The following is a 24582-nucleotide window of genomic DNA, read 5'->3' on the forward strand; positions in this document are numbered from 1 at the left end:
GGATCCGGCCCGGCGCCCGGCCACCGTCGTGGTCTTCACCGCCAACGGATGCCCGTACGCCCGGGCCTGGCACGACCGGATCCAGGCCCTGGCGCGCGACTATCCGGACATTCTCCTGCTGCAGATCGTGAGCAACGACGACGCCGGTCACCCGCAGGACTCGGCCGGGGGATGGCGAAGCGGGTCGCGGACGGCGAGCTCGCCGGCCCGTTCCTGCACGACGCCACCCAGGCCGTGGCCCGGGCGTACGGCGCGACCGCGACGCCCGAGGTCTTCGTCGTCGACCGTTCCGGCACGGTCCGCTACCACGGCGCCCCCGACGGCGACTACGACGACCCGGCGCAGAACGCCCGCTGGGTGCGCGACGCGCTCGATGCGGTGCTCGCCGGCCGGGAGGTCGAACGGCCGATCACCTCGCCGGCCGGCTGCTCGCTCAAGTGGCGTGTCGAGCTGCTCTGGTGGGCCGGCTGCCCGTCGCACGACGAGGCCGCCGACCTGCTGCGCGGCGTGCTCGCCGACGCGGGCCGGGCCGACGTGCACGTCGTCGAGCGCGAGGTCCGTACGGCCGAGGACGGCTTCCCCGGCTCGCCGACCTTCCACGTCGGCGGCGCCGACCTGTTCGCCGACGGCAGCCCGCCCGCGCTGGGCTGCCGCGTCTACACCCGACCCGACGGCAGGCTCTCGCCGCTGCCCGGCCGCGACGACCTCGCCGTACGCCTGAAGCAAGCCCTCGCCCGGCCCTGGGACCTGCCGCACTGGGTCGACCACCGCAAAGGAAGGACCGTCGCATGACCATCAAGCGGGGCGTGAGCCTCTACTCGTTCCAGGAGGAGTACTTCCTGCGGACGCTGTCGCTGGAGGACTGCATCCGCGTCGCCGGCGAGATCGGCGCGCGCGGCATCGAGATCATCCCCGAGCAGTCGATCCCCGGCTTCCCGGAGCTCACCGACGAGTTCGTCGCCGACTGGTTCGCCTGGATGGACAAGTACGGCACCACGCCGGTGGCCACCGACCTGTTCCTCGACACCAAGCTGCACCCGGACCGCCGGCTGACCCTCGAGGAGCAGATCGCCTCGGTGCGCCGCGACATCGACATCGCCGTACGGCTCGGGGCGAAGGTCATCCGGGCCATCATCAACACCCCGCCGGAGGTCATGGAGGGCGCCGCGCCGTACGCCGAGGAGAAGGGCGTCCGGCTGCTGCTGGAGGTGCACGCGCCGTTCCACTACTCGCACCCGTGGATCCTGCAGCACCTGGAGGTCATGCACCGCACCGGATCGCCGGCGCTCGGACTGATGCCGGACATGGGCACCTTCGTCAAGCGCTTCCCGCGCGTGGTCAGCGAGCGCGCGCTGCGCGACGGCGCGAAGCCGGAACTGGTCGACCTCATCGTCAAGACCTACGACGACCACGGCGACACCCACGCGCTGATGGACATCGTGAACTACCGCGGCGGGGGGCCCGTCGACTTCGGACTCGCGCGGCAGGCGACCCACTACATCTGGTCCGAGCCCAAGGCGATGCTGCCGCACATGCCGCTCATCGGCCACATCCAGGCGAAGTTCTACGAGATGACCGGCGACGGCGACGAGTACTCCATCCCGTACGACGAGATCGTGCCCGTGCTCGCCGAGGGCGGCTTCGACGGCTACCTGTCCAGCGAGTACGAGGGCAACCGCCACATCCAGGACATCTATCCGGTGGACAGCGTCGAGCAGGTCCGCCGTCAGCACGCCATGTTCGCCCGCCTGCTCGGAGAGGAAGCCTGATGTTCGACAAGTACATCGTCTGCGAGGAGGGCTTCCGGGCCGCCGGCTCGGGCGGGGTGGTCGAGGTCCGCATGCCGTACTACCGGGGGCTCACGCTGTCCATGGTGGAGGCGGTCGACCTCGTGCTCGACGGCGAGCCGGTGCCGGCTTCGCGCACCACGTTCACGGTGCACGGCAACACGTACACCTTCGCCGAACTGCCCACCGTGACCGACGACCGCTGGGAGATGGGCGAGCGCGCCCAGCTGAGCTTCGACACCGGCGCACCGCTCGCGCCGGGCGAGCACGACGTCACCGTGGTCGTCCGGCTGCGGATCTCCTACATGCCTGTCCCGGGCGGTGGCCGCGACAGCAAGCGCCTCACGCTCGCCGCGTCATGAGCGCCGCGTACGACGTCGTGGTGGTCGGCTCCGGCCCGGTCGGCACCGCCGTGGCGCGGGAGCTGTCCGACCGGGCGCCGGCCCTGCGCGTGCTCGTCCTGGAGGCCGGGCCGGCCCTCGGCGCGGTGCCGGGCGGCCATGTGAAGAACATCGCCGACGCCGACGCCGCGCTGGCTGTGCTTCCCGCGGGGGCCCAACCGCCGCCCGGCGCCACCCCGGCGCGGCCCGGCACCGCGCTGATCGGCACCCCGGCCATGCCCAATGCGGCCGTCTCGACCAACGTCGGCGGCATGGGCGCGCACTGGACGGCCGCCTGCCCCCGGCCGGGCGACGACGAGCGGCCCGGCTTCCTCGACCCCGGTGTGCTCGACGACGCGCTCACCCGGGCCGAGGAGTTGCTGTCGGTCACCACGCACGCCTTCGACGGGGCGCCGCTGCGCGACACGGTGCTCGAGGTGCTGAGCGAGGTCTTCGACCGGCCCGGCCGGCGCCCGGTCGGGCCGATGCCGGTGGCCGTGGCGGTCTCCGGCGACGGCGACCTGCACTGGACCGGCCCCGCGGTGATCGCGGGCGACCTGTGGGAGCGGCCGAACGTCGTCCTGCGGGCGGGCACGCTCGCGCGGCGGATCCGGCTCGACGGCGACCGGGCCACCGGGGTCGAGGTCGTGGACGTCGCCTCCGGTGCGCGCAGCGTCGTCGAGGCGGGCGCGGTGGTCGTGGCCGCCGATGCCTTCCGGACGCCGCAGCTGCTCTGGGCCTCCGGCATCCGGCCGCGGGCGCTCGGCCGTTATCTCAACGACCAGCCGCAGGTGATGACCGCGGCCCTGCTGCACGCGACCGGACCGGTCGCGCCCGCGCCGAGGCCCTCCGGCCAGTCGGCCACCGCGCCGGGCGGCGGGCCGATCGTGCCGCTGTCCGGCGTGTCCTGGGTGCCCTACGCCGCCGACCGGCCGTTCCACGGCCAGGTCATGCAGATGGACGCCTCGCCGGTGCAGCTGGACCCCGGCGTCACCGTGCGGCCGGGCCAGGTCGTCGGGCTCGGCTGGTTCTGCCGCAAGGAGCTGTCCGCGGACGACCGGGTGTGGTTCGACGACGCCGACCCCGACGCGCACGGCATGCCGGCGATCCGGATCGACTACGCCCTGACCGAGGCGGACCAGGCAACCATCGCCGCGGCGGTCGAGGAGCTGCGCACCGCCGCCAAGGCGCTGGGCCGCCCGCTCGGCGAGCCGTTCGTGCTGCCCGCCGGCAGCTCGCTGCACTACCAGGGCACGACCCGGATGGGCCCGGCCGACGACGGCGCCAGTGTGTGCGACCCGACCGGCCGCGTCTGGGGCACGGCCAACGTCTACGTGGGCGGCAACAACGTCATCCCGACGGCCACCGCCTGCAACCCGACCTTGACCGCCGTCGCGCTGGGCGTGCTGACCGCCCGCGCGCTCGTCCCCCAGGAGGCTCCCGAGTGAAGGTCCTGATCGTCGGCAGCGGGCCGACCGGCGCCACGTACGCCCGCCGGCTGCTCGAGGCCCGGCCCGACGTCACCGTGCTGATGGTGGAGGCCGGTCCCGTCGTGTCCGACCCGCCGGGCACCAACGTCAAGAACATCCACGACCCGGACCGCCAGGCCCGGGCACGGCTGGCGTCGCAGGGCCGCCACACCGAGAGCGGCGTCTCCGGCATCCCCGGCGGCGTGGTCGTCGAGGGCACGGTCACCGCCCGCCAGGGCACCTTCCTCGTCGGTCGCGCCGCCGAGGGCTCCCCCGGCATGCCCGCCGCCGCGGCGTCGGCCTGCGTCGGCGGGCAGGGCGTGCACTGGACGTGTGCGACCCCCCGGCCGGTCGGCAGCGAGCGGATCGGCTTCCTCGACCCGGACGAGTGGGAGCAGCACATCACCGAGGCGGAGCGCCTGCTGCACACCACCAAGGCCGCGTTCGGCGACTCCCCGCAGGCGTCGGCGATCCTGGAGCTGCTCGGCAAGGAGTTCGCGCCCGACGGCCTCGCGGTCCGCCCGCTGCCCGTCGCGGCCGATCCCCGTCCCGACGGCACGCTGCGCTGGAGCGGCACCGACGTCGTCCTCGCGCCCGTGCTCGACGACTCCCGGTTCACGCTTCTTCCCGAGACCCTCTGCGTACGGATCCTGCGCGACGGCGAACACGACGGCGCCCGCGTGACCGGCGCGGTGCTGCGCGACCAGCGCACCGGCGCCGAGGAGGAGGTGCACGCCGACGCCGTGGTGGTCGCGGCGGACGCCCTGCGCACCCCGCAACTGCTGTGGGCGTCGGGCATCCGCCCCGCGGCGCTCGGCCGCTACCTGACCGAGCACCCGCTGCTGTTCGGCGTGGTCGCGCTCCGCCGGGACGCCGTGCCGCCGCGCGAAGGCACGGTGGCGCCGGTGGACCCCATCCGGGCCGTGGTGTCGATCGGCTTCGACGAGCAGAAGCATCCCTACCACGCACAGATCATGTTCAGCCCGATCTGCCCGGTCCCGCTGCCCGACGGCAGCCCCGCCAAGGACAACCCCGCCGGGTACGCCGGGATGGGCTGGGGCGTGCGCAAGTGGCCCCGCCCGGAGGACCGGCTGACCTTCGCCGACGACGAGCCCGACGAGAACGGCCTGCCCGGCATCCGCATCGCCTACGAGCTGACCGACCGCGAACGGGCCGAGCTCGAACGCGCCCGCGCCCACCAGGCCCGCGCCGCCGCCGCGCTCGGCTCCTTCGTGGACGGCATGCCCAAGGTGATGCCGGCCGGCAGCTCGCTGCACTACATGGGCACGGTCCGCATGGGCCCGGCCGACGACGGCACCAGCGTCTGCGATCCCGAGTCGCGCGTCTGGGGCGTGCCCGGCCTGGTGCTCGCCGGCAACGGGCTCATCCCCACCGCCAACTCCTGCAACCCGACCCTGACCAGCGTGGCCCTGGCCGTGCGCGGTGCCGCAGCGCTGGCCGCGGAGCTGACCGGCCGATGACCGCCGTCGTCGAGGCCGTCACCCGGCATCCGCGCGCGTTGCTCGCCATCGCGTGCGCGGCGCAGTTCGTGTGCGTGCTGGACGCCTCGATCGTCAACGTCGCGCTGCCGCCCCTGCAGCAGAGCCTCGCCCTGTCGGCGACCGGGCTGCAGTGGGTGGTCAGCAGCTACACGCTGACGTTCGCCGGCTTCCTGCTGCTCGGCGGCCGCGTCGGCGACCTGTGGGGACTCAAGCGGGCCTTCCTGGGCGGGCTGCTGGTGTTCTCGGTCGCGAGCCTGGTGTGCGGTCTCGCCGCCGAGGGCTGGCACCTCGTGGCGGCCCGGTTCGTGCAGGGCGTGGGCGCGGCGGTGCTGGTGCCCACGACGCTGACGCTGGTCACCAGGGGGCTGACCGAGCCGCGTACGAGGGCCAGGGCGCTCAGCCTGCTCACCGCCGCGGCGGCCGCGGGCGGCGCGTTCGGCGGCATCATCGGCGGCGTCCTGACCGGCCTGCTGAGCTGGCGGTGGGTCTTCTTCGTCAACGTGCCGCTGGGCGTCGTCCTGGTGGTGGCGGCCGCCTGGGCGATGACGTCGGCGGCGGCGCCGGCCGGGGGACGCCTGGACCTGCCCGGCTCGGCGACCGTGACCGTGGGCACCGCGGCCCTGGTCTCGGCCGTGATTCTGGCCGAGGAGCACGGCCCGCTGTCGGCCGGCGCGCTGGCATGCCTGACGCTGGCCGTCGCGGCGGCGCTGCTGTTCGTCCGCCTCGAGCGGCGGGCGCCGCAGCCGATCGTGCCGCTCTCGGTGTTCCGGATCCGCGCGGTGACTGCCGCCAACGGGCTCTCCGCGCTGGCCGGCGGCGTGCTGCCGGCCACCATGTTCTTCCTCAGCCTGCACCTGCAGCAGGAACTCGGGATGGACCCGCTGACCGCGGGGCTGGCCCTGACACCGGGTGCGCTCGGCATCGCGCTGGGCGCCCGGGCGGCGTCGCTCGGCATCGACCGGCTGGGGTCGCGGCGGCTGTTCGTGATCGGGTCGCTGGTCGCCGTGGCCGGGCTGGTCTGGATGTCGCGGATCGGGCCGGAGGGCAGCTACGGCTGGACCGTGCTGGGGCCGCTCGTGCTGGTGATGGCCGGTCTGGGCGCCTCCGGGCTGCCGCTGACGGTGACCGCCACCTCGGCGCTGCCTGCCGGACGGGCCGGGCTGGCGTCCGGGCTGCTCAACGCCTCGCGGCAGGTCGGCGGCGCGGTCGGGCTGGCCGTGCTCGTCGCCGTCGCCAGCGTGGCCGGGTCGACCGGCGCCGGGCTGCTGCTCGGCGCCGGGCTGCTTGCCGCCGCCTGTTTCCTGTCTTTCGCTCTCCCCGGAAGGAATCCGACATGACCTGGAACAAGTGGTCCTACATGGACCACTGGGTGACCGAGACGCCGCAGGGGCCGCAGCCCCCGTCGTTCAACCGCGCCCACATGGACCGCTACGTCAAGCAGCTGTCGGCGCTCGGCTTCAAGGGCTTCGACACGTTCTTCTTCTACCTGCCGATGCTCGCCGGCCTGTACGGGTCGGTGGCGGGCTTCGAGCGCTTCCTCCAGGACCACGGCTTCGACAAGATCACCGGCATCTTCTCGGCCTATCCGTACGCCACCCGGTACACCGCCCCGCACGTGCGCGAGACGCACGACCGCATCTTCGCCGACTGCGAGGCCACCGTACGGGCGGTGGAGGGTCTGGCGGTCGAGAACTTCATCGTCATGCCCACCAGCACCTACTTCCAGGTCGAGCCGGTCACCGACGACAAGATCAAGATCATGGCCGACCTGTGGAACCGGGTCGGCCGGATGACGCTTGAGCACGGCATGAAGACCACGTGCCACTTCGAGTTCTGGGGAGCCATCCGCACCCGCGAGCAGCTCGACCTGTTCTTCGCGGAGACCGATCCGGCGCTGGTGCACTTCTTCTGCGACACGGCCCAGCACACGATCGCCGGCGTGGACCCGCTGCAGATGTTCCGCGACTACCGGGACCGCTGCACCGGCTTCCACTTCAAGGACACGCACACCGTGGACACCGAGGAGGCGTACCGGACCCCGCCCGATCCGGAGCTGATGGCGCCCGGCACGACGCGGTGGTTCTACGAGATGGGCACCGAGGGCGGCCTGGTCGACTTCCCCGCCCTGATGCGCGAGATCGTCGCGTCGGGCTACGACGGCTGGCTCACGGTCGAGCACGACAAGGCCGAGCTGGGCGGCGGCAGCTACGCCGAGGCGACCTGCGTGGCCAAGTGGTACATCGACAACGTGCTGCAGGAGGTGGCGGCATGAGGTGGGCTTACGCGCTCAACCAGTGGAACGTGCGCATGGACGTGTTCGTGCGCCACGAGGACCAGCAACGCGCCCTGAAGACCGTGTCGGCGTGCGGCTTCGACCACGTCGAGCTGGCCGCCGGGACGGGCCGCTGGGACAACCTGGGCCGGCCCGAGACGATCCTGCTCAACCACGGCAGCCCGGCCGGCTTCCTCGAGTTCCTGCGCGGCTGCGCGATCCGGGGCGTCTCCAGCATGTTCTGGGACCCGGGTCAGCCGGTCGAGGAGGAGGGCTGGGCCTTCCGGTCGACCGCGAACCCGGCCGACCACGACGCGATCGTCGAGTCCGCCAAGCCGTTCGCCGACTTCCTCGCCGCGATCGGAGCCACGACGCTCGTGGTGCGCCCGGCCGGGTCGGCGTGGATGAGCCCGCCGGTGGACGACGAGGCCCTCAAGCGCATCGGCGACCTGTGGAACCGGGTGGGCGAGCTCGGCGTCGACGTCGCCCTGCACTACGACTGCCTGGGCGCGGTGCACACCGAGGCGCAGCTCGAATCGCTGCTGGCCGCCACGGATGTGGGCCTCGCCCTGGACACCGCCGAGCTCACGATCGGCGGCATCGACCCGGTCGCGTTCTACCGCCGCCATCACGACCGCGTCACCCACGTGCACCTCAAGGACACCCGGTACGCCGACACGGGCCAGGAGTACCTGATGCCCGGCGCCGAGACGACGATGCTGCGCGGCGGCGGCGGGCGGCGGATCGAGCGCTGGTTCCACGAGCTGGGCACCGAGGGCGGCCTCGTCGACGTCAAGGGCTTCGTGAACGCCCTGCGCGAGCACGACCACCCCGGCTGGGTCGTGGTCGAGAGCGACCACGGCGGCAACCCGGCGGAGCTCGCGATGCTCAACAGCTGGTTCCTGCAGCACGAACTCGGATGGGAGCGACATGGCAACCGGTGACACCGTCCTGACCCACGACAGTCTGACCACCCACCCCGACGGTCTCGCGATCGCGGTGACCCTGCCCTGGTACCGCAGCCTCTGGCTGTCCAGCGTGAGCGACATCGCCGTCGCGGTCGACGGGCAGCCGATCCCGGCCGAGCGGCTGCGCGCCGAGCTCGACGGGCACACGTACCGCATCGACGAGCTGCCCGAGCAGTGGGACGTGCTGTGGTTCATCCAGGACCGCCTGACCCTGGTCGTCCCGCTGGACGCGCCGGCCGCCGCGGGACAGCACGTCGACGTCGAGGTGACCGTCGACCTGCGCCTGCCGTACATGCAGATCGCCCCGCAGAAGTACGTCACCAACCACGCCGCCACCCGCCGCACCCTCGTCACGCTGGGAGCTGACCGATGACCGGGATCCAGTTGGGCCTCACCCTCTACTCGCTCACCAGCGAGTGGGCCGCGCGGCGCTTCGACCTGGCCGGGGAGCTCGAGACGGTCGCCAAGGCCGGCATCGGCCCGGGCGTGGAGATCGTCGCGTCGCAGACGCTGCGCACCTACCCGACCGTCACCGAGCAGTTCGTCCGCGAGTGGCGCGACGCCTTCGACCGGCACGGTCTGGTGCCGAGCTCGTTCGGCTGCAACCTCGACATGGGCCGGCGCCGCGACCGCGACATGACCGACGACGAGGAGTACGAGTTCACGGTCGCGCAGTTCCGCAGCGCCCGCGCCCTCGGCTTCGGGCTGGTCCGCATCCAGAGCGCGAAGCCGTCGCTGATCCGCCGGCTGATGCCGCTGGTCGAGGAGCTCGACCTGACGCTCGGCTGGGAGATCCACGCCCCGCTGGGGCCGAACTCGCCGAAGGTGCTCGAGATCCGCGAGCTGTACGACGAGATCGACTCGCCGCGGCTGGGCTTCGTCGCCGACTTCAGCTCGACCATGCGCCGCATGTCGCCGACGCTGCTGCGCAAGCTGGCCAGGCTCGGCCTCGAGCCGCAGGACCTCGACCGGTTGCAGGAGATCTGGGCCACCGACGCCGACATCAACGCTCGGCACGGCGAGTTCGTGGACTACCTGCACACCCGCGGCATCGCGCCCGAATCGCTCGGTTCGTTCGCACGGCTCGCGTTCAACATGCACGGCCACGTCGACCCGCGCGAGTGGTCCGACATCATGCCGCGGATCGTCCACGTACACGCGAAGTTCTACGACATCGACGAGGACGGCAACGAGCCGGCCATCGACTATCCCGCGCTGGTCGGCGAGTTCGTCCGGGGCGGCTACTCCGGCTTCTTCTCCAGCGAGTGGGAAGGGCACGCCTTCGCCGACCTCGACGAGGCCGATCCCGTCGACCTCGTCCGCCGGCACCACGACCTCATCCGCCGATCCATCGCTCTTGTGGGGTGACCATGTATCAGCTGTCCCCGAACATCGACCTGCTCTTCACCGAGGCCGGTCCCGATCCCGCCGACCGCGTCCGCGCCGCGGCGGCCGCAGGTTTCGACGCCGTCGAGATGTGGGGCACCTTCGACAAGGACGTGCCCGCGCTCGCGAAGGCTCTGGCGGACACCGGGATCATGCTCACCTCGGTGCTCGCCGAGCCGCGCACCAACTTCACGCTGCCCGGCACCGACCTGCAGCCTTTCTTCGACGGGCTCCGGCGCGGGGTCGAGAACGCGCGGGCGCTCGGCTCCCCCCGCATCGTGCTGGGCTCGGGCATCGGCTTCCCCGGCGCCAAACGCGCGCAGAACCTCGAACGGCTCGTCGAGGTCTTCACCGAGGCCGTGGCCCGCACCGAAGGCTCCGGCGTCAAGCTGGTGCTGGAACCGGTCAACACCCGCGTCGATCACCCGGGCGCCCTGCTCGACCGTACGGCCGAGGCCGTCGCCGTCGCCCGCGCCGTGAACGCGGCGTCCTTCGGCATCCTGTACGACCTCTACCATTCCGTCACCGAGTCCGAGGACCCCGCCACGGTGCTGGCCGACGCCGGACCGCTGGTCGACTACGTGCAGATCGCCGACGTCCCGGGCCGCGGCGAGCCGGGCAGCGGCAGCCTCGACTGGCCCGCTCAGCTCGCGGCCCTGCGCCGCGCCGGCTACGACGGTCCGATCGGCCTCGAGTACTTCCCGACCACCGAGTCGGCAGCGTCGACCGCCCACATCCGCGCGGCAGCCGCCCGCGCCTGACGCCCCACCACTCCCCCGCGGCGCCTCACGGCCCGACCGCCCGCATACGAGCCGGCATCGCCTGGCCCGTATGCGGGCCGGTGTCGGCCGTCCGTCGTGAGCCGATGGCCGGTCGGGCCATGCCTTGATCAACCAAGCGGCCCAAAACCGTCCTGAACGGGATCGTCGTGGCGAGTCTTCCCCCGGGAACGAAGGTGATGAAACGTACATTACGCCTGCGGTGATCACACCGCCCCTATCGGAAGGACCACCATGCTGAAAGCCCTTGCCCTCGGTGCCACCGTGGCCGCCGCGCTCGCCGCCACCGCCGCCCCGGCCGCTGCCGAGTTCACGGCGCCGCTGCCGAACGACGAGATGGTCATCGACGTGGTCGCGGCGAACGGCTCCGGCTGCCCGTGGGGCACCGCGGACGTCACGGTGTCGCCGGACAACAAGGCGTTCACCGTCACCTACAGCGAGTTCACCGCGCAGGTCGGCGTCGGCGCCAAGCCCACCGACTTCCGCAAGAACTGCCAGCTCGCGCTGAACGTGCGCGTGCCGCAGGGCTACACGTACGCCATCGCCAGCACCGACTACCGCGGCTTCGCCCACCTCGAGCGCGGGGCCTCCGCCACGCAGACGGCGTTCTACTACTTCCAGGGCGAATCGCACACCAGCCGCAGCCGGCACACGTTCACCGGCCCGGTCGACGGCGACTGGCAGCGCACCGACAAGATCGGCGTCAGCTCGCTGTCGTTCCTGCCCTGCGGCGAGCAGCGTTACCTCAACGTCAACACCGAGCTGCGCGTCAACGCCGGCTGGTCCGACAAGAAGAAGACGACCAGCATGCTCACCATGGACTCCACCGACGGCAACCTCGACACCGTCTACCACGTCGCCTGGAAGAAGTGCTGACGTTCTTCCGCTCATCTCCCGCTGACCGGAGCGGCCGCACTCGTGCGGGTCCGCCCCGCGCTCTCGACGGAACGGTGCCAGACGCGTCCGGGACCGTTCCGTCGCGGGGGAACGCCGCCCTTTCACCGCGCCCGTGCCAGAATGCGTGATCTTCAAGCGGTGGAAGGACGTACATGCGCGGGCGGCGGGGTTTCCTTGCGGCAGTTCTTCTGGTCAGCGCCTGCGGCGACCCGGCCACGACGGCCTCGCCCGGGGCGAGCAGCGACGCGTCGCCCACCCCGTCGCGGGCGGCGGCCTGGAAGTCGGTCGAGGGCGGCTGCCCCACCGTGTCGGGGCGAACACGGATCACCGACGGGCCGTTCGGCAACGCCAACGGCTCGGACGACGCCACGTCGTACGAGGTCAGCTGCGGCTACGGCGATTCCGGCCCCGTACCCGAGCTCTTCGTCACGATCGAGATCGACCGGGCGCACCCGGAGAGGCGGGACTGGTCGGACAAGACGAACACCGCCGAGCTGGCCGTCCGCTCCGCCGGAAACCTGATGGTCGAGCTGCCGGGCATCGGGGACGGCGGGTTCGCCATCGCCGACAAGTCCGCGGACCGGACGAAGCCGACCGTTCTCGCGGCCACCTGGTCGGGCAACGCCTACATCTCGGCGAACGTGCCCCTCGCCCGGCCGGTGCGCGACGAGGCCGACCTGACCGGGCAGGCCGACCAGCTCAAGGCCGTCCTCGGGGACGTTCTCGACGACCTCCGGCCCTGATCAGGCCGGGGGGCGCCTACGGTTCGATCACCAGGCGGGTGATCCGGTCGCCGTCGAGGGTGAAACGGTAGTGCAGGTCGGCCGTACCGCCCGGGAAGTTCCCCTCCAGGTGCTGGACCACGTCCCACCGGGCTTCGCCGTCGCGGGAAGCGCCGGCGAACTCGGTGGTGTACGTGTACTCGCTGGACGACTTGTCCAGCCAGCCCCGAATCTGGTCCCGGCCGTGGTAGGTGCGGCCCTCGTCGGTCACGACGGCGTCGACGGCGAAGACGCCGATCGCTGTCGTCGTGTCGTGCGCCTGGTGCGCGGGGAGATACGTGGTGACGGCGGCCGGCAACTCGTTCCAGGTGAGGCCGGCGCCGCGGCTCGATGTCGTGTCCATGTCCCCCACCCTCGGGTCTCCCCCCGGGAGAGGGTCAAGATCATTGGGTGGACAGCAGCCGTGCGAGTTCGCGCGGTCGCTCCAGGTGCGGCAGATGGCTCCCGGGCCACACCGTGACGGCCGTCGCGGGCAGCATCGCCGTCAGCCAGTCGACATAGGAGGCCAGCGGTTCGGCGGCGGTGACCCACCGATAGCCGATGCCCCTCTCGCCGATCCTCCGCAGGTCCCTCTCGCGGTCCGCGCGGAGCTGCTCGTCCGTGCCGTGCAGGAGCTCGTCCCAGTAGCCCAGGAGGAGCTCGGGCCGTGGCTCGGAGGCCTCCGCGAGGCGCCTCGCCTCGCCCTCGAGCGCCTCGATCCCCATGCCGGCCACCAGGCGTTCCCACACCTTGCGCCAGCCCGGTCCCCGCAGCTCCGGCTCCGCCGCGCGCACCAGGGCGCCGAAGGGACCGGGCAGCAGGGGCTGGTCGAGGTTGACGACGGCGCGGGTGGGGTAGCGGGCGGCGTACACGGTCGCGATCACCCCGCTCAGGGAGTGGCCCACCACGGTGGGCGGCTCGGGCAGGGCCGCAGCCGTGATCTGGCTGTGCAGCACCTCGGCGACCTCCTCGAGGCGGTACGAGGCCCGGGCCGGGGCGGTGCCGTGGCCCGGCAGGTCCGGCGCGAGGATCACCCGGTCGGCGTCCACCGCCGCCATCTCCCGGCGCAGTGGCTCCCACTGCCGCCGGTCGAAGGTGAGCCCGTGGAGGAGAACGAGGGGAGACGTCATACCCGGAAGGCGTAACTCGTCGGGGAACAACTTGTTCGTGGCCGTGGTCACACGCGCCAGCGCACCGGGCCGCCCGCGGCCGGCGCATAGCGGAAGGAGCTGCCGGTACGCACGGACGCGCGCAGGTGTGCCGCGGCGAGCGGGGTGAGGGCCTCCAGCCGGGTGAGCACCGCGCGGAGGGCACGCGTCGCGTTGACCCGCGCGCGTTCCGCCTCGGCGCCGGGCCGGCGGGCACGGCCCCCGAGACCGGCGGTCCGCCGCAGCTCGCCCACCAGCGCCTGCCGCTCCGCAGCCAGCCTCGTGGCGCGCTCGACGTCGCCGGCGCGGTCCGCGGCATCCAGTTGTCCGGCCAGGTCGTCGAGCCGCTTGCGGAAGGCGGCACGGGCCGCGGTGTCCAGCACGGGTGCGGGCGGGGCCGCGACGAGCCCGGCCCCGCCCGCCACGAGATCCAGGGCGGGGATGTCCCGCCCCGGGTTGGCCAGCAGGGTGCGCAGATGGTGCAGCCCTCGCACGTCGCGCAGGCGCGCGCGTTCCCGGCCCGCGTCGATCACCCAGTCGTCGCCGTCGCGCTCCAGCCGCCACACGTCGGCGCTCGGCCGGCCGCCGTCCGCGCCGGCCCCCACCGGGCCCAGCGCCGCGACGGCCCCCGCCGGGCCCAGCTCCGCGACGGCCCCCACCGCGCCCAGCTCCGTGGCCGCCGCCGCCAGGCCCAGCCTCGTGGCGATCGCCGCAGCCCGTGCCCGGTCGCCCCGGGCGGCGAGGGTGGCTGCCAGCCACGGCAGCGCGCCGAGGCGCTCCTCCAGGGCGATCGCCTTGTCGAAGTGAGCCCGCGCCTCGTCGGAGCGGCCCAGCCGGGCGGCGAGCCGGCCGAGGTAGTCGTCGACCGGCCCGGTGACCGTGTTCGCCCCGCCCCAGACGACCAGGCGACCGGCGTACGGAAGGAGCGCGTCGTAGAGGGCACGGGCAGCACCGCGGTCGGCGCCGAGCGACGCGACCAGGGCCAGGTCGGCCACGGCGCCGGTCCAGCGCGGCCCGGCGCCGGCCAGCACCGCCGGCAGCAGGCGGTCCACCTCCAGCAGCGCCTGCGCGACCTGGCCGGCCTCGGCCAGCGCACGGGCGGCGGTCGCCTCGAAGAAGTGCCCGGGCAGTCGCCGGGCGAGCGCCTGCAACGGCTCGACCTGACCGGCCGCCTCGCCGCGCAGCAACGCCAGCCGGCCCCGGAGCGACGCGGTGAGCCGGGCGGTGTCGGCCAGCCCCACCCGGCGGCCCGCCTCGGCCACCTCGGCGGCGAGCGCCTCCACGAGGTCGAGGCGGCCGCGGATCAGCGCCAGCACCGCCTGCCGCGACAGCGCGACGACCGCCGACTGCGGATCCCCGTCGCGCTCCCCCGCCCGCGCGTACGCCACCAGGGCGGCCTCCGCCGCGTCCAGGTCGCCGAGCTCCACGAGGGCGGTGAAGCGCCAGAACAGCCCGCGCCGCTCGAGAGCCGCCTCCCCGGCCCGGCGGGCCAGGTCGACGATCCGGGACGCGGTGGACAACCGCTCGGCGGCCGCGGCCGGGTCCCACAACGCGTGCAGCCGCCCATCCAGCACCTCGGCCAGGATCCGTGGGTCGTCGGCGAGCCGGGCGAGCCGGACCGCCTCGTCGGCGAGCTCGCGGCGACGCGCCACAGAGGACGGATCGCCCAGGAGCTCGGCGGCCAGCCGCACCAGCACACGGGCCCGGACGTCCGGCGGCAGAGCCTGCGACGCGGCGTCCTCCAGCAGCCGGATCAGCGCCGTGTCGACCGCGAGGAACTCGCCCCGGGACGGCGTCACGAGGGCCAGCTCCACGACCGCCTCCGCCCCGGAGTCCACCGGCACGGCCGCCGCGAGATCGAGGACCGGGCCGGGCCACCCCGCGGTGAGCAACCACATCGCGTGCACGGTCGCGCGCGGCCGCCCGGGCAGCAGGACGGCCAGTTCCGCCTCGGTCAGCGGGGCGAGAAAGAGCTTCGGGGCGGACCCCACTGCTCCGGTGCTGGTGACCAGCACTGCGGCGCCATCCGTGACCAGCTCGTCGACATCCGCCGTCCCGGCGGCCGGGTCGCGGTCCTCGACGATCACCAGCCGGGCGCCCGGTCCGCCGGGCGCCCCGGCCCGGACCACCGGCAACCCCTGCCGCCGGGCCAGCTCCGCCGCGGCGTCGGCGAGCATCGTCTTTCCCGACCCGGCCGGGCCCACCACGGTCAGGCAACCACCCGCGCCGGCGACCGCCCGGTCCAGCAGCCGCTGCACGGCGGCGAGCTCGCGACGGCGTCCGACCATGTCCCGAGCTTAGGTCCGTCCCGTGTCGGCGTGCCGTGCCGCGCTCGTCAGGCCGGGGTCAGACGGAACACCGGCCAGCCGATCTCGGTGCGCCATCGCCGGCTGTCGGCGGTGTCCCGCGGACCGACCAGATAGGTCTCGCGGACGGGACCGTCGACGCCGAGGGCCTGCGAGACCACCCAGGCGCCCAGCCGGCCGTAGGTGACGTCGATGTCGTCGTGCGGGCCCGCGTGCACGGCCACCGCCAGATCGGCGGCCGGCAGGGTGACCGTCTCGATCCGGCCACCGGAACGCGGCCGGTGAACCGGCCGGAACAGGGTCATGGCGCCGCGGCCCTCGGTGAACAGCTCGTTGGTGTAGAGCCCACCGGGCGCCCCGGTGCGCTCGGCGGGCGGGAAGGCCGCGTCCAACTCGTCCAGCGCGGTGTCGAACCAGCCGACCGCCTCCTCGAGCCGGACGGCCGGCGTGCTGATGGCCGCCACGGAACGGGCGGGAACCGAGCGCAGGTCGACGTCGAGCTGCGCCACGTCCGGACGCAGCAGCCGGCGCAGCGACACGACGGCGGCTCGCGTACGGTCGAGCTCGGCCTCCAGCCGCCGCAGATGACCGGCGACGAGCTCGGCGCGCCGCTCCGGGTCGTCGGTCGCGAGGATCGACTTGACCTCCGCCAGCGGCATGTCCAGCTCGCGGAGCCGATGGATGACCTGCGCGGTGCCGATCTGGTCGGGCCGGTACTACCGGTAGTTGGTGAACGGGTCCACCGCCGCCGGCTCGAGCAATCCGGCCCCGTGATAGCGGCGCAGGGTGCGCACACTCAGGTGGCTGAGCGTGGCGAACTCGCCGATGGTCAGGCCGTTGCGCATCGTCACCGTGTTCCTCCGGCCTCGTCGGCGCCCAGCCGGTCAGCGGTCACTGCGGCCGGTCGGCGTTCTCCTCCAGGTCGAAGACCTCGTCGAGGCTCATCCAGTTGTCGCGGGCGGCGGCCGCCGCGCCCTCGGCGTCGCGGGCCTCGCACAACGCGATGATGCGCTCGTGCAGCGCCACCGAGGAGCGGCCGTCGAGCGACGAGAACCGCAGCCGCTCCAGCCGTCGCAGCACCGGCGTGAACTGGTCGACGACCGTACGCAGGGCGGGGTTGGCCGAGGCCGTCACCGCGACGCCGTGGAACTCGTCGTCCGAGGCGATGGCCGCATCGACGTCGTGGGCCTGAAGGGCCGCAGCGAAACGGGCGTTGGCCGCCCGCATGGCCTCGATCTCCTCGGCGGACAGGTGCGGGACCGCTTCCCGTACGGCCAGCTCGTGCATGGCGGCGGTGACCGTCTGCGCGGCTCGCGCCGCGCGGGCGTCGAGCGGGCTCACCATCGTGTAGCGGCCGGGCTTGGTCTGCACCAGGCCGGCCTCCTCGAGCCGGGTCAGCGCCTCCCGCACCGGGGTCCGGCTCACGCCGAGCCACTGCGCCAGCTCGACGTCGTTGAGCCGCTCCCCCGGGGCCAGCGTGCCGTCGACGATCGCGTCCCGGATCGACCGGTAGGCGTTCTCCCGCAGCAGTGATCGTGGGATCGCACCCATATGCGAGGGAACCGGCATGCAACATATTACACACGGACGAGAGGCACGAGTCAACGAAAGCCACCCCCGGCCGGCCGGTCGGCGGGTCAGCGGCGGAGACGCGGCCGGCCCACCGCACGCTGCTCGGGAAAGGTCCAGCGGAAGCGGATGGCGGCCAGCCGTACGGATGTGGTCACCACCGTGCAGGCGATGCCGGCGACCAGGATCGGCGTGCCGAACTGGGCGAGCAGGATGAGCACGCCGACCCCCGTCCCGGCGGCGACCGCATAGAGGGTGCCGACGTGCAGGAAGGAGATCGGCAGGTTCAGGAGGACGTCGCGCAGCATCCCGCCTCCGATGGCGCCGATGACCCCGACGACCAGCGCCCCGGCCTCGCCCACCCCGAGAGACAGGGCCTTCGACGCCCCGATCGCGCCGAACAGACCCATCACGACCGCGTCGAGCACGGTGATCAGCCAGTCCGCCCGCGCGAACACCGGCTGCAGCACCATGCCCAGGACGGCCGAGGCGGCGGCCACCAACAGGTACCAGTTCATCCAGATCACGACGGGTGGCCGGTCGAGCACGATGTCGCGCAGCAGGCTGCCGCCGAGCGAGACCGCGAGCCCGATCACGATGACGCCGAGCACGTCGATGCGGCGATGCTTGTCCCCGGCCGCGAACAGGGCGCCCTGCAGGCCGCCGAGCCCGGCGGCGAGAAGCTCGATCCACAGCGTCACCTGGAACGGCGCGAGGGACATGCGGTCACACTCCGGCGGGATGAAGGGCCGGCTCACGCGAGGCGTGCGAGCCGGCCCGGGCGGCGTGTCAGCGAGCCGCACTCTGCGCGGCGGTCACGATGACGTCGGAGACGACACCGGGCTGGGTCGCGAACAGGGCGTGGCTGGCCGAGACGTTCGTGACCTGCGCACCGATGCGCTCGGCCATGTGCTGCAGCATCGCCTGGTCGAACGCCCTGTCCTCGGTCGCGATCACGGCCCAGCTCGGCTTGTCGCGCCAGGCCGCGTTCTTCACCGCCGTCGAGAACACCGACATGTTGATGGGCACCTGCGAGTCCCGGAGGAAGGCCGCGTCCGCGTCGCCGGCGTCCGCGGCGAACCCGGCCTGGAACTTGTCGTGCTTGATGAAGCCGTAGCCGTCCTCGCGGACGTCGATGACGAAGTCCGGCGTCTCGGCGAATCCCTCGTACTGCTGGGCGGTGGTCTCGCCCGCGTCGGGGGCCAGCGCCGACACGTAGACCAGCCCGGCGACCTTGGGGTGGACGCCCGCCTCGGTGATCACCGTGCCGCCCCAGGAGTGGCCGACGAGGATCGCCGGCCCGTCCTGCAGGTCGAGCACTCGCGTGGTGGCGGCGACGTCGTCCTCGAGCGAGGTGAGCGGGTTCTGCACGATCGTGACCCGATAGCCGCGGGCCGTCAGGTTGTCGTACACGCCGCGCCAGCCCGACCCGTCGGCGAACGCGCCGTGCACCAGCACGACGTTCTTGATGGTGCTCATGAGGCATCCCCTTTCGTCGCCGCGCCGCCGTTGCCGCGGAGCGGGCACATGAGCCGGCGATCACCGCCTCGGCATGCAATATATTGCACGCCGCCGGTCGATGGCAACGACGATCGTCTGTGCCCTCAGCCTTCGGGCTACAGGCTGCGGGCGGTGATGTCGCCGTGGGTGGTGGTGGCGTGCACGGTCAGGGCGGCAGCCGCTCCGTCGGAGTTGTCGAGGGTGTTGTGGATGCGGCCGAAGGCGGTGCCGGCGTCCAACGTCGCGGAGGTGCCGCGGGCGGCGCCGACCGAGATGTTGCCGTGTTCGGTGCTCAGCGTGACGGTGCCGCCGACGGCCTCGGCGATGCTCAGGTCGCCCTTGCGGGTGCTGATCTCGGCGGGCCCGCCCAGCCGGCCGACCCTCACGTCACCGGCCTGCAGACTCAGCCGGGCGCTCGCGGCCTCGTCGAGCGTGATCGAGCCGTTCGCGCTCTCGACCTTGACGTCGCCGAGCCGTCCGACGCCCCGGAGCTCGGCGGTGGCCGCCGTGACCTCGACGCGGGAACCCGCGGGCAGCTGGACCGTCACTTCGACGTGTCCGGAGGAGCCGACCAGCCGGCCGGCCGGCTCCGCGGCTTCGATGCGCAGAACCCCTTCGGCGTATGCGACCTCGATGCGCTGGGCGGCCTTCACGTCGCGGCCCTTGGTGGCGTCCGCGGGCCGGATCTCGACCGTGGTGTCGGTCCGCTCGGCGGCGACGACCTGGATCCGCCCGGCGGGGAGGGCGAGCACGGCCGAGACGGGGGCGGGGGTGGCGAAGTTCGGCATGGGAGCTCCTTCGTGAAGATTGTTTCTGACAACGGAAAAGCTACGTTGCCTTTTCAGTTCGGGCAACGTCGTTGTCACGCACGAAGGTCATATTGGCTGCTCAGAAGCCGATAATCATTGCAATGAGCGTGGATGCAACGCAATACAAGGCACCCTGTTCGTTGCAATGAATGTGAAGTGAACGCTAAGGTGACGTCCGTCGCCGACCGTGAAGGAGGCCGCGATGCCCGGCGGCAGGCTCACCCAGCAGGAACGCCAGCAGATCACCTCGGGGCTGGCCGACGGCCTCGCCTACGCGGAGATCGCCCGGCGGCTCGGCCGTCCGACCTCGACCGTCACGCGGGAGGTCATGCGCAACGGCGGTCCCGGCGCGTACCGTGCCGACCTGGCCCATCACGCCACCGAACGCCGCGCCCGCCGCCGGGTGAGAGCCGCGCCCGGGCCGCCTGCCCCACCCCGGCCGGCCGACGGGCGGGACACCGACGCCCTGCGCGCGTACGAGGAGACGTTCGCCGCCATCTTCACGCAGTCGGGCCTGCCCAGGATGGCGGCCCGGACGCTGGCGGGGCTGTACACCACCGACGCCGGCAGCCTCACGGCCGTCGAGATCGCCCGGCGACTGCAGGTCAGCCCGGGATCGGTCTCCAAGGCTGTCGCGTTCCTCGACAGCCAGGGCCTGATCCGCCGCGAACGCGACGAACGTCGCCGCGAACGCTACGTGGTCGACGACGACGTGCTGTACCAATCGGTGATGGCCAGCGCCCGATCCACCGCCCATCTCGGGGAGGTCGCCCGGCAGGGTGTGCCCATCCTCGGCCCCGGCACCCCGGCCGCCGCCCGCCTGGAGAACATCGCCCGCTTCGTCGACTTCGTCTCGCAGAGCATCGCCCGCGCGGCGGACCAGGCCCGCGAGATTCTGCACACCAAGCCCGTCTGACAGCGTCGCGGGCGGCCGCCGGATCGGCGGCCGCCCGTGGGTCGTGGCCCGTCAGCGGTGCGAGCGGAGCCACGCGCGGATGTCGGTGACGACCTGGCGGTCGGGCTCGCCGAACTCGGGGCGGAACTTCGGCGTGATGTTCATGGTGTGCGCCATGCCCGGATAGATGATCACCTTGTGGTCCCGGTTGCCGGCCGCGGCGACGGCGGCGTCGGCGGCCAGCGCCGCCCGGGCCGGGGTCTGCAGGTCGTTCTCGCCGTTGAGCAGCAGCGTGGGGCCGGAGAACCGGGGCAGGGCCTCGGTCACCGTCGGGAAGCGGGCGATGTCGGTGACGTAGTCCTTCAGCGTCTCCAGACCGGGCGTGTCCGGGTAGTCGTCGATGCCGCTGGCCTTGCGCAGCACCGGACCGGCCTCGGCGTCGATCGCGATCCGTCCGTCGTGGTCGGTGTCGGTGCCGGCCTTGACCTTGTTGCCGTCGAGCAGCACGGAACGGAACTGGTCGGCGGCCTCCTTCGGCTGCCCGACGAGGCCGTCGGCCGCTTCCCGGGCCGTGAGCCGGCCGTCGGCGTCGACGTCGAACTCGTCGTGCATCTGCAGCAGCAGGCGCCCGAAGAGCTGCAGGGTCAGCAGCGTCCTGATGTCCTTGCCGACGACGCCCATCGCGATCACACCGGCCGGCTCCGGGATGCCGAACCGCTGCGGGGCGGCGGCCAGGTTGGCGGCCACGTTCGTACCCTCGCTGTGGCCGAGCAGGACGATCCGCGACGGGTCGACCCTCGGCGAGCGGGCGCCGAAGCGAACCACCGCGGCGGCGTCCCGCTGGATGAGGTCGTACGGGTTCTTCGGGTTCAGCTGCGCGGGATCGGTGCTCTCCACCGGCCCGATGTCGGTCACTCCGCGCTTGTTGAAGCGCAGCGTCGCGTAGCCCTCCCGGCTCGCGGCCTGGGCGAGCGGGACGAACGTCGCGCCCCCGCCGTCCGGCAGCGTCTGGTTCATGTCGTTGTGCCCGCTGCCGTGCAGCAGGACGACCAGCGGCAGCCGGCCCTTCGCGTGGGCGGGATAGGTGAGTTCGGCCTTGGTGACCCAGCCGCGGCCGAAGTCGATCCGGACCTGCTCCCGGGTGATGCCCTGCCAGCCGGTCTGCCCGGTCGCGGCGGCCGCCTGCGCGTCGCCGCGACCGGGACCGGAGACGTCTGCGTGGGCGACCCCGACGCCGCCGGCGAGCACTGCGGCGGCGGTCAGGCCGACCGTCAGTCTGCGGAGATTGTTCGTCGTCGCTGTCATGGGAAGAACGCTATTTCCCGGGATTGCGAAGATCGATCCGGCTCACACCCCTTTCGCCGGTACAGCAGGCTGTACCTCGCCCGGCCGGTAGCGCCGCTCGATGTGCCCCTCCAGGTCGCGCGGGGAGAAGTAGACCGGCCGCAGGTCGCCGTTCGCGTAGCGGACGGCCTGGTCGTTGAAGTGGGGCGACTCGGGATGCCCGCTGGCGCCGCCCGCGGTGATCGCCCAGGCCCGCAGCTTCGGACCGAACTCGACGACCGCCACGAAGCTGTTGCCGCTCGTGCCGTAGTAGCGCTTGGTGCCGGGATAGCGCCGCGCCCCGAACGAGGCGAGCGAGCCCCACTGACCCGAGGTGAACGGCACCGGGATGCTCGGCTTGCGGTCGTCGAAGGTCTGGGTGATCGCGCCGTCGTTGCGCTGGAACCGGTTGATCTCGCCCCACGGCACCCGCCAGCTGCCGAAGTCCTGGGTGAGCCGGTTCACCGCCTCGTCGAGCGCGGTGAGCCGCTGCGCGTCGGTGGCGCGTTCGGCGAGGTAGTCCCACATGGAGATGCCGGCGTCGCGGGCGGCCTGGGCCAGCGGCGCCCACAGCGCCTCGCCCCAGAACACGGCCAGCGAGGTGGCCGTCGACTGGTAGCCCCAGCGGTGGTCCCACCGGCGCAGCAGGTCGATCGGCTCGGCGAGCCGCGCCCGCTGCGCGTCGCCGGACGGCAGCTTGCCCCACGCCGACACCAGCTGCGGCACCAGGCGGGCGAAGGCGGTCAGGTACGGGTCGAAGGCAGCATCCCGGAGCGTACGGGGGGTGAACTTGCGCCGAGCGGAAAGCACCCGGATCGCCTGGGGGCCGCGGGGGTTCTCGCCGGCCTGGTCGAAGTAGGGCGGATAGTCCTCGGCGTCCGGGCTGTCCGGGCCGGCCGCCGTCCACGGCCAGTTGTTGGTGTTGAACGCCCAGCCGATCCGCGGGTTCACCGCCTGCGGCAGGCTCGCGAGGCTGTGCAGGCCCCGCCAGTCGGTGGCCGGGTCGCTGCCGTCGACCGGCCGCCGGTAGTCGAAGCGGTCGTCGCGGATCGGCATGAACTGCGGGACCAGGAACGCGATCTCGCCGCTGCTGTCGGCGAACAGCGTGTTGTTGGAGCTGTTCGCCTGGAGCCCGGCGACCCGGACGAACTCCCGGTAGTTGCGCGTCTTGGTGCGCAGGAAGCTCTGCTGCAGCGCCGGGACCGGCCGGTTCATCAGCGCGAAGGCGATCCACTTGCCGTCGGCCGCGCGCACGATCGGGCCGTGATGGGTGGCGTACGTGGTGAAGGTCCGCTTGGCGCGCCCGCCGTCGGCCGTACGGTAGGTCAGCGTGACGCTCTTCGTGGTGATGCGGCGCCACTGGTTGCCGTACCGGTAGCGGAGTTTCGCGGTGTCCACGGTCTCGACGAACTCGTCGACGTTGTCCACGCCGCTGGAGGTGTGCATCCAGCCCGCGTCGGCGTTGAATCCCTGATAGATGAAGAACTGCCCCCACGTCGCGGCGCCGTAGACGTCGAGCCCCTCGCCGCTGGTCACGTGCTGCTCGGAGCGGAAGAAGAAGCTGGTGTGCGGGTTGATCAGCAGCAGCGCGTGCCCGTCGCGGGTGCGGTGCGGCGCGATCGCGAAGCCGTTGGAGCCCGTGGGCTCGCGCTCCTCGACGGTCGTCTCGACCGTACGCCCGGTGTAGAAAGCCTCGAGCCCGCCGAGCGCAACCCGCTCGATGTCGCCGCCGATGCTGCCCTCCGAGAAGCTCAGCGGCATCCACGGCTCGAACCGGGTGAGCACGCTCGGGCGTACCTCGGGGTGGGTGGCGAGGTAGAAGTTGAGCCCGTCGGCCCAGGCCTGCATGAGCCGGCGCAGCCAGGCCGGGCAGCGCGCGTAGTCGCGCTTGAGCTCCCCCGGCTCGAGCCACAGCCGCTGGCGCAGGTCCTGCCAGATCGCGGTCTCGCCCTCGGCCTCGGCGAGCCGGCCGAGGCTCACCAGATAGTTGCGTTCGACGCGGGGGAAGTCGTCCTCGGCCTGGGCGTACATCATCCCGAACACCGCGTCGGCGTCGGTGCGGCCGACCACGTGCGGGATGCCCCAGTCGTCCCGCGTGATCGTCACCCGCGCGGCCTGCCTGCGCCAGCGGGCGATCTCGGATGTGTCCTTTCCGGCGGCGGTCGCGGCCCCCGGCGGCAGCCCCACCGCGGCGACGGCCGCGGCACCCACTGCTCCACCGAGGATCCGGCGACGGCTCAAACCCTCCTGGTCCGTCATCCCGGCACCATATCGCCAGTCGTCGATCAACAGGGCCGGACGGCCGGTCGGTTGCCGGTGATCGGGTGGTGCGCGATCGTGGCGGCATGACGACCGAATACCTGCGGCGCTGTGTCGAGCTGGCGGCGGAGGCCCTGGAAGCCGGCGACCATCCGTTCGGCTCGGTGCTGGCCGGCCCGGACGGCGCGGTGCTGGCCGAGGAGCGCAACCGCGAGGTCACCGCGGCGGATCCGACGGCCCACCCGGAGCTGGCCCTGGCCCGCTGGGCCGCCGCCAACCTGCCGGCCGGGGTGCGGGCCGCCTGCACGGTCTACACCTCGGGCGAGCACTGCCCGATGTGCGCAGCGGCGCACGGCTGGGTGGGGCTCGGCCCCATCGTGTACGCCGCCTCGGCCGAGCAGCTCGCCACCTGGCGTGCCGGATGGGGACAGCCGGCGTCCCCGGTGGCCGTGCTCCCCATCACGGCGATCGCGCCCGGCCTGAAGGTGACCGGCCCGGTCGCGCCGTTCGACGAGCAGATGCAACGCCTGCACCGGAGGGCAGCGAGCCGCTGACGCCGGGGCCGAGGTACC

General features: G+C 72.8%; 26 protein-coding genes. 15 read left to right on the forward strand and 11 right to left on the reverse strand.

Going from position 1 to position 24582, the window contains the following annotated elements; genetic code table 11:
• The first annotated feature begins 171 nt into the window (after positions 1-171).
• The 13 genes from ACSNN8_RS32830 to ACSNN8_RS32890 all read left to right on the forward strand — a co-directional run bounded on the left by ACSNN8_RS32830 (position 172) and on the right by ACSNN8_RS32890 (position 12183).
• Complete coding sequence (locus ACSNN8_RS32830; protein ID WP_436653861.1) at positions 172-792, forward strand: hypothetical protein; 621 nt, start codon at positions 172-174, stop codon at positions 790-792.
• Positions 789-1769, forward strand: coding sequence for a sugar phosphate isomerase/epimerase family protein (locus ACSNN8_RS32835; RefSeq protein WP_436653862.1), 981 nt, complete (start codon positions 789-791; stop codon positions 1767-1769). The genes ACSNN8_RS32830 and ACSNN8_RS32835 overlap by 4 nt, the downstream gene beginning before the upstream one ends.
• The gene (locus tag ACSNN8_RS32840) at positions 1769-2149 is read left to right on the forward strand and encodes a C-glycoside deglycosidase beta subunit domain-containing protein (protein WP_436653863.1); all 381 of its coding nucleotides are present in this window, start codon (positions 1769-1771) and stop codon (positions 2147-2149) included. Before ACSNN8_RS32835 ends, ACSNN8_RS32840 begins: the two co-directional genes overlap by 1 nt.
• Positions 2146-3615, forward strand: coding sequence for a GMC oxidoreductase (locus tag ACSNN8_RS32845; RefSeq protein WP_436653864.1), 1470 nt, complete (start codon positions 2146-2148; stop codon positions 3613-3615). Before ACSNN8_RS32840 ends, ACSNN8_RS32845 begins: the two co-directional genes overlap by 4 nt.
• On the forward strand, positions 3612-5117 hold the full coding sequence (locus ACSNN8_RS32850; RefSeq protein ID WP_436653865.1) for a GMC oxidoreductase: 1506 nt from the start codon (positions 3612-3614) through the stop codon (positions 5115-5117). Before ACSNN8_RS32845 ends, ACSNN8_RS32850 begins: the two co-directional genes overlap by 4 nt.
• The gene (locus ACSNN8_RS32855) at positions 5114-6475 is read left to right on the forward strand and encodes an MFS transporter (RefSeq protein WP_436653866.1); all 1362 of its coding nucleotides are present in this window, start codon (positions 5114-5116) and stop codon (positions 6473-6475) included. Before ACSNN8_RS32850 ends, ACSNN8_RS32855 begins: the two co-directional genes overlap by 4 nt.
• Complete coding sequence (locus ACSNN8_RS32860) at positions 6472-7410, forward strand: sugar phosphate isomerase/epimerase family protein (RefSeq protein ID WP_436653867.1); 939 nt, start codon at positions 6472-6474, stop codon at positions 7408-7410. Before ACSNN8_RS32855 ends, ACSNN8_RS32860 begins: the two co-directional genes overlap by 4 nt.
• A complete protein-coding gene (locus ACSNN8_RS32865) occupies positions 7407-8354 on the forward strand; it encodes a sugar phosphate isomerase/epimerase family protein (RefSeq protein WP_436653868.1) in 948 nt (315 codons plus the stop codon). Before ACSNN8_RS32860 ends, ACSNN8_RS32865 begins: the two co-directional genes overlap by 4 nt.
• Positions 8341-8751, forward strand: coding sequence for a C-glycoside deglycosidase beta subunit domain-containing protein (locus tag ACSNN8_RS32870; RefSeq protein ID WP_436653869.1), 411 nt, complete (start codon positions 8341-8343; stop codon positions 8749-8751). The genes ACSNN8_RS32865 and ACSNN8_RS32870 overlap by 14 nt, the downstream gene beginning before the upstream one ends.
• Positions 8748-9746 carry a sugar phosphate isomerase/epimerase family protein gene (locus ACSNN8_RS32875; RefSeq protein WP_436653870.1) on the forward strand — a complete coding sequence of 333 codons (999 nt, stop codon included), beginning with the start codon at positions 8748-8750 and terminating at the stop codon, positions 9744-9746. Before ACSNN8_RS32870 ends, ACSNN8_RS32875 begins: the two co-directional genes overlap by 4 nt.
• 2 nt (positions 9747-9748) lie before the next feature.
• A complete protein-coding gene (locus tag ACSNN8_RS32880; RefSeq protein WP_436655488.1) occupies positions 9749-10525 on the forward strand; it encodes a TIM barrel protein in 777 nt (258 codons plus the stop codon).
• Between the two features lie 252 nt (positions 10526-10777).
• Positions 10778-11419, forward strand: coding sequence for a DUF4360 domain-containing protein (locus ACSNN8_RS32885; protein WP_436653871.1), 642 nt, complete (start codon positions 10778-10780; stop codon positions 11417-11419).
• Positions 11420-11592: 173 nt separating this feature from the next.
• A complete protein-coding gene (locus ACSNN8_RS32890) occupies positions 11593-12183 on the forward strand; it encodes a hypothetical protein (RefSeq protein ID WP_436653872.1) in 591 nt (196 codons plus the stop codon).
• A 16-nt stretch (positions 12184-12199) separates the two neighbouring features.
• On the opposite strand, the gene ACSNN8_RS32895 is transcribed toward ACSNN8_RS32890, so the two are convergent.
• The 9 genes from ACSNN8_RS32895 to ACSNN8_RS32935 all read right to left on the reverse strand — a co-directional run bounded on the left by ACSNN8_RS32895 (position 12200) and on the right by ACSNN8_RS32935 (position 19512).
• Positions 12200-12565 (reverse strand): nuclear transport factor 2 family protein, encoded by a 366-nt coding sequence (locus ACSNN8_RS32895; RefSeq protein WP_436653874.1) that lies wholly within the window; start codon positions 12563-12565, stop codon positions 12200-12202.
• Between the two features lie 40 nt (positions 12566-12605).
• Positions 12606-13331 (reverse strand): alpha/beta fold hydrolase, encoded by a 726-nt coding sequence (locus ACSNN8_RS32900; protein ID WP_436653876.1) that lies wholly within the window; start codon positions 13329-13331, stop codon positions 12606-12608.
• A gap of 47 nt (positions 13332-13378) precedes the next feature.
• The gene (locus tag ACSNN8_RS32905; RefSeq protein ID WP_436653877.1) at positions 13379-15637 is read right to left on the reverse strand and encodes an AAA family ATPase; all 2259 of its coding nucleotides are present in this window, start codon (positions 15635-15637) and stop codon (positions 13379-13381) included.
• 47 nt (positions 15638-15684) lie between these two features.
• Complete coding sequence (locus ACSNN8_RS32910) at positions 15685-16356, reverse strand: MerR family transcriptional regulator (protein ID WP_436655490.1); 672 nt, start codon at positions 16354-16356, stop codon at positions 15685-15687.
• A gap of 15 nt (positions 16357-16371) precedes the next feature.
• Positions 16372-16500: a MerR family DNA-binding transcriptional regulator gene (locus tag ACSNN8_RS32915; RefSeq protein WP_436655492.1), complete on the reverse strand. Its 129-nt coding sequence runs from the start codon at positions 16498-16500 to the stop codon at positions 16372-16374.
• A 46-nt stretch (positions 16501-16546) separates the two neighbouring features.
• Positions 16547-17224, reverse strand: coding sequence for a GntR family transcriptional regulator (locus tag ACSNN8_RS32920; protein WP_436653879.1), 678 nt, complete (start codon positions 17222-17224; stop codon positions 16547-16549).
• Positions 17225-17292: 68 nt separating this feature from the next.
• Positions 17293-17946, reverse strand: coding sequence for a trimeric intracellular cation channel family protein (locus tag ACSNN8_RS32925; protein WP_436653880.1), 654 nt, complete (start codon positions 17944-17946; stop codon positions 17293-17295).
• Positions 17947-18013: 67 nt separating this feature from the next.
• A complete protein-coding gene (locus ACSNN8_RS32930; protein ID WP_436653882.1) occupies positions 18014-18703 on the reverse strand; it encodes an alpha/beta fold hydrolase in 690 nt (229 codons plus the stop codon).
• 137 nt (positions 18704-18840) lie between these two features.
• Positions 18841-19512: a DUF4097 family beta strand repeat-containing protein gene (locus tag ACSNN8_RS32935; protein WP_436653884.1), complete on the reverse strand. Its 672-nt coding sequence runs from the start codon at positions 19510-19512 to the stop codon at positions 18841-18843.
• Between the two features lie 223 nt (positions 19513-19735).
• On the opposite strand from ACSNN8_RS32935, the gene ACSNN8_RS32940 reads away from it, so the two are divergent.
• Positions 19736-20449, forward strand: a complete 714-nt coding sequence (locus ACSNN8_RS32940) for a helix-turn-helix domain-containing protein (protein WP_436653885.1) — start codon at positions 19736-19738, stop codon at positions 20447-20449.
• 51 nt (positions 20450-20500) lie between these two features.
• Here the strand turns inward: ACSNN8_RS32940 and ACSNN8_RS32945 are convergent, their stop codons facing one another.
• Both ACSNN8_RS32945 and ACSNN8_RS32950 read right to left on the reverse strand, forming a co-directional pair.
• On the reverse strand, positions 20501-21733 hold the full coding sequence (locus tag ACSNN8_RS32945; RefSeq protein WP_436653887.1) for an alpha/beta hydrolase family protein: 1233 nt from the start codon (positions 21731-21733) through the stop codon (positions 20501-20503).
• Between the two features lie 42 nt (positions 21734-21775).
• Positions 21776-24010: a penicillin acylase family protein gene (locus tag ACSNN8_RS32950; protein WP_436653888.1), complete on the reverse strand. Its 2235-nt coding sequence runs from the start codon at positions 24008-24010 to the stop codon at positions 21776-21778.
• Between the two features lie 86 nt (positions 24011-24096).
• Between ACSNN8_RS32950 and ACSNN8_RS32955 the strand changes: the two genes are divergently transcribed.
• Positions 24097-24564, forward strand: coding sequence for a nucleoside deaminase (locus ACSNN8_RS32955; protein ID WP_436653890.1), 468 nt, complete (start codon positions 24097-24099; stop codon positions 24562-24564).
• The last annotated feature ends 18 nt before the right edge of the window (positions 24565-24582 follow it).

Origin of the sequence: Actinoplanes sp. URMC 104, assembly GCF_051386375.1 — a bacterium.
Lineage (GTDB): Bacteria > Actinomycetota > Actinomycetes > Mycobacteriales > Micromonosporaceae > Actinoplanes.

What these genes read in the sequence shown, in the direction of transcription:
- ACSNN8_RS32895 (WP_436653874.1), bottom strand. Translation starts at nt 12,565, where the DNA reads ATGGACACGACATCGAGCCGCGGCGCCGGCCTCACCTGGAACGAGTTG.
- ACSNN8_RS32935 (WP_436653884.1), bottom strand. Translation starts at nt 19,512, where the DNA reads ATGCCGAACTTCGCCACCCCCGCCCCCGTCTCGGCCGTGCTCGCCCTC.
- ACSNN8_RS32945 (WP_436653887.1), bottom strand. Translation starts at nt 21,733, where the DNA reads ATGACAGCGACGACGAACAATCTCCGCAGACTGACGGTCGGCCTGACC.
- ACSNN8_RS32885 (WP_436653871.1), top strand. Translation starts at nt 10,778, where the DNA reads ATGCTGAAAGCCCTTGCCCTCGGTGCCACCGTGGCCGCCGCGCTCGCC.
- ACSNN8_RS32830 (WP_436653861.1), top strand. Translation starts at nt 172, where the DNA reads ATGGCGAAGCGGGTCGCGGACGGCGAGCTCGCCGGCCCGTTCCTGCAC.
- ACSNN8_RS32940 (WP_436653885.1), top strand. Translation starts at nt 19,736, where the DNA reads ATGCCCGGCGGCAGGCTCACCCAGCAGGAACGCCAGCAGATCACCTCG.
- ACSNN8_RS32905 (WP_436653877.1), bottom strand. Translation starts at nt 15,637, where the DNA reads ATGGTCGGACGCCGTCGCGAGCTCGCCGCCGTGCAGCGGCTGCTGGAC.
- ACSNN8_RS32925 (WP_436653880.1), bottom strand. Translation starts at nt 17,946, where the DNA reads ATGTCCCTCGCGCCGTTCCAGGTGACGCTGTGGATCGAGCTTCTCGCC.
- ACSNN8_RS32930 (WP_436653882.1), bottom strand. Translation starts at nt 18,703, where the DNA reads ATGAGCACCATCAAGAACGTCGTGCTGGTGCACGGCGCGTTCGCCGAC.
- ACSNN8_RS32920 (WP_436653879.1), bottom strand. Translation starts at nt 17,224, where the DNA reads ATGCCGGTTCCCTCGCATATGGGTGCGATCCCACGATCACTGCTGCGG.
- ACSNN8_RS32835 (WP_436653862.1), top strand. Translation starts at nt 789, where the DNA reads ATGACCATCAAGCGGGGCGTGAGCCTCTACTCGTTCCAGGAGGAGTAC.
- ACSNN8_RS32860 (WP_436653867.1), top strand. Translation starts at nt 6,472, where the DNA reads ATGACCTGGAACAAGTGGTCCTACATGGACCACTGGGTGACCGAGACG.
- ACSNN8_RS32950 (WP_436653888.1), bottom strand. Translation starts at nt 24,010, where the DNA reads ATGACGGACCAGGAGGGTTTGAGCCGTCGCCGGATCCTCGGTGGAGCA.
- ACSNN8_RS32900 (WP_436653876.1), bottom strand. Translation starts at nt 13,331, where the DNA reads ATGACGTCTCCCCTCGTTCTCCTCCACGGGCTCACCTTCGACCGGCGG.
- ACSNN8_RS32955 (WP_436653890.1), top strand. Translation starts at nt 24,097, where the DNA reads ATGACGACCGAATACCTGCGGCGCTGTGTCGAGCTGGCGGCGGAGGCC.
- ACSNN8_RS32875 (WP_436653870.1), top strand. Translation starts at nt 8,748, where the DNA reads ATGACCGGGATCCAGTTGGGCCTCACCCTCTACTCGCTCACCAGCGAG.
- ACSNN8_RS32855 (WP_436653866.1), top strand. Translation starts at nt 5,114, where the DNA reads ATGACCGCCGTCGTCGAGGCCGTCACCCGGCATCCGCGCGCGTTGCTC.
- ACSNN8_RS32845 (WP_436653864.1), top strand. Translation starts at nt 2,146, where the DNA reads ATGAGCGCCGCGTACGACGTCGTGGTGGTCGGCTCCGGCCCGGTCGGC.
- ACSNN8_RS32890 (WP_436653872.1), top strand. Translation starts at nt 11,593, where the DNA reads ATGCGCGGGCGGCGGGGTTTCCTTGCGGCAGTTCTTCTGGTCAGCGCC.
- ACSNN8_RS32865 (WP_436653868.1), top strand. Translation starts at nt 7,407, where the DNA reads ATGAGGTGGGCTTACGCGCTCAACCAGTGGAACGTGCGCATGGACGTG.
- ACSNN8_RS32915 (WP_436655492.1), bottom strand. Translation starts at nt 16,500, where the DNA reads ATGCGCAACGGCCTGACCATCGGCGAGTTCGCCACGCTCAGCCACCTG.
- ACSNN8_RS32880 (WP_436655488.1), top strand. Translation starts at nt 9,749, where the DNA reads ATGTATCAGCTGTCCCCGAACATCGACCTGCTCTTCACCGAGGCCGGT.
- ACSNN8_RS32870 (WP_436653869.1), top strand. Translation starts at nt 8,341, where the DNA reads ATGGCAACCGGTGACACCGTCCTGACCCACGACAGTCTGACCACCCAC.
- ACSNN8_RS32840 (WP_436653863.1), top strand. Translation starts at nt 1,769, where the DNA reads ATGTTCGACAAGTACATCGTCTGCGAGGAGGGCTTCCGGGCCGCCGGC.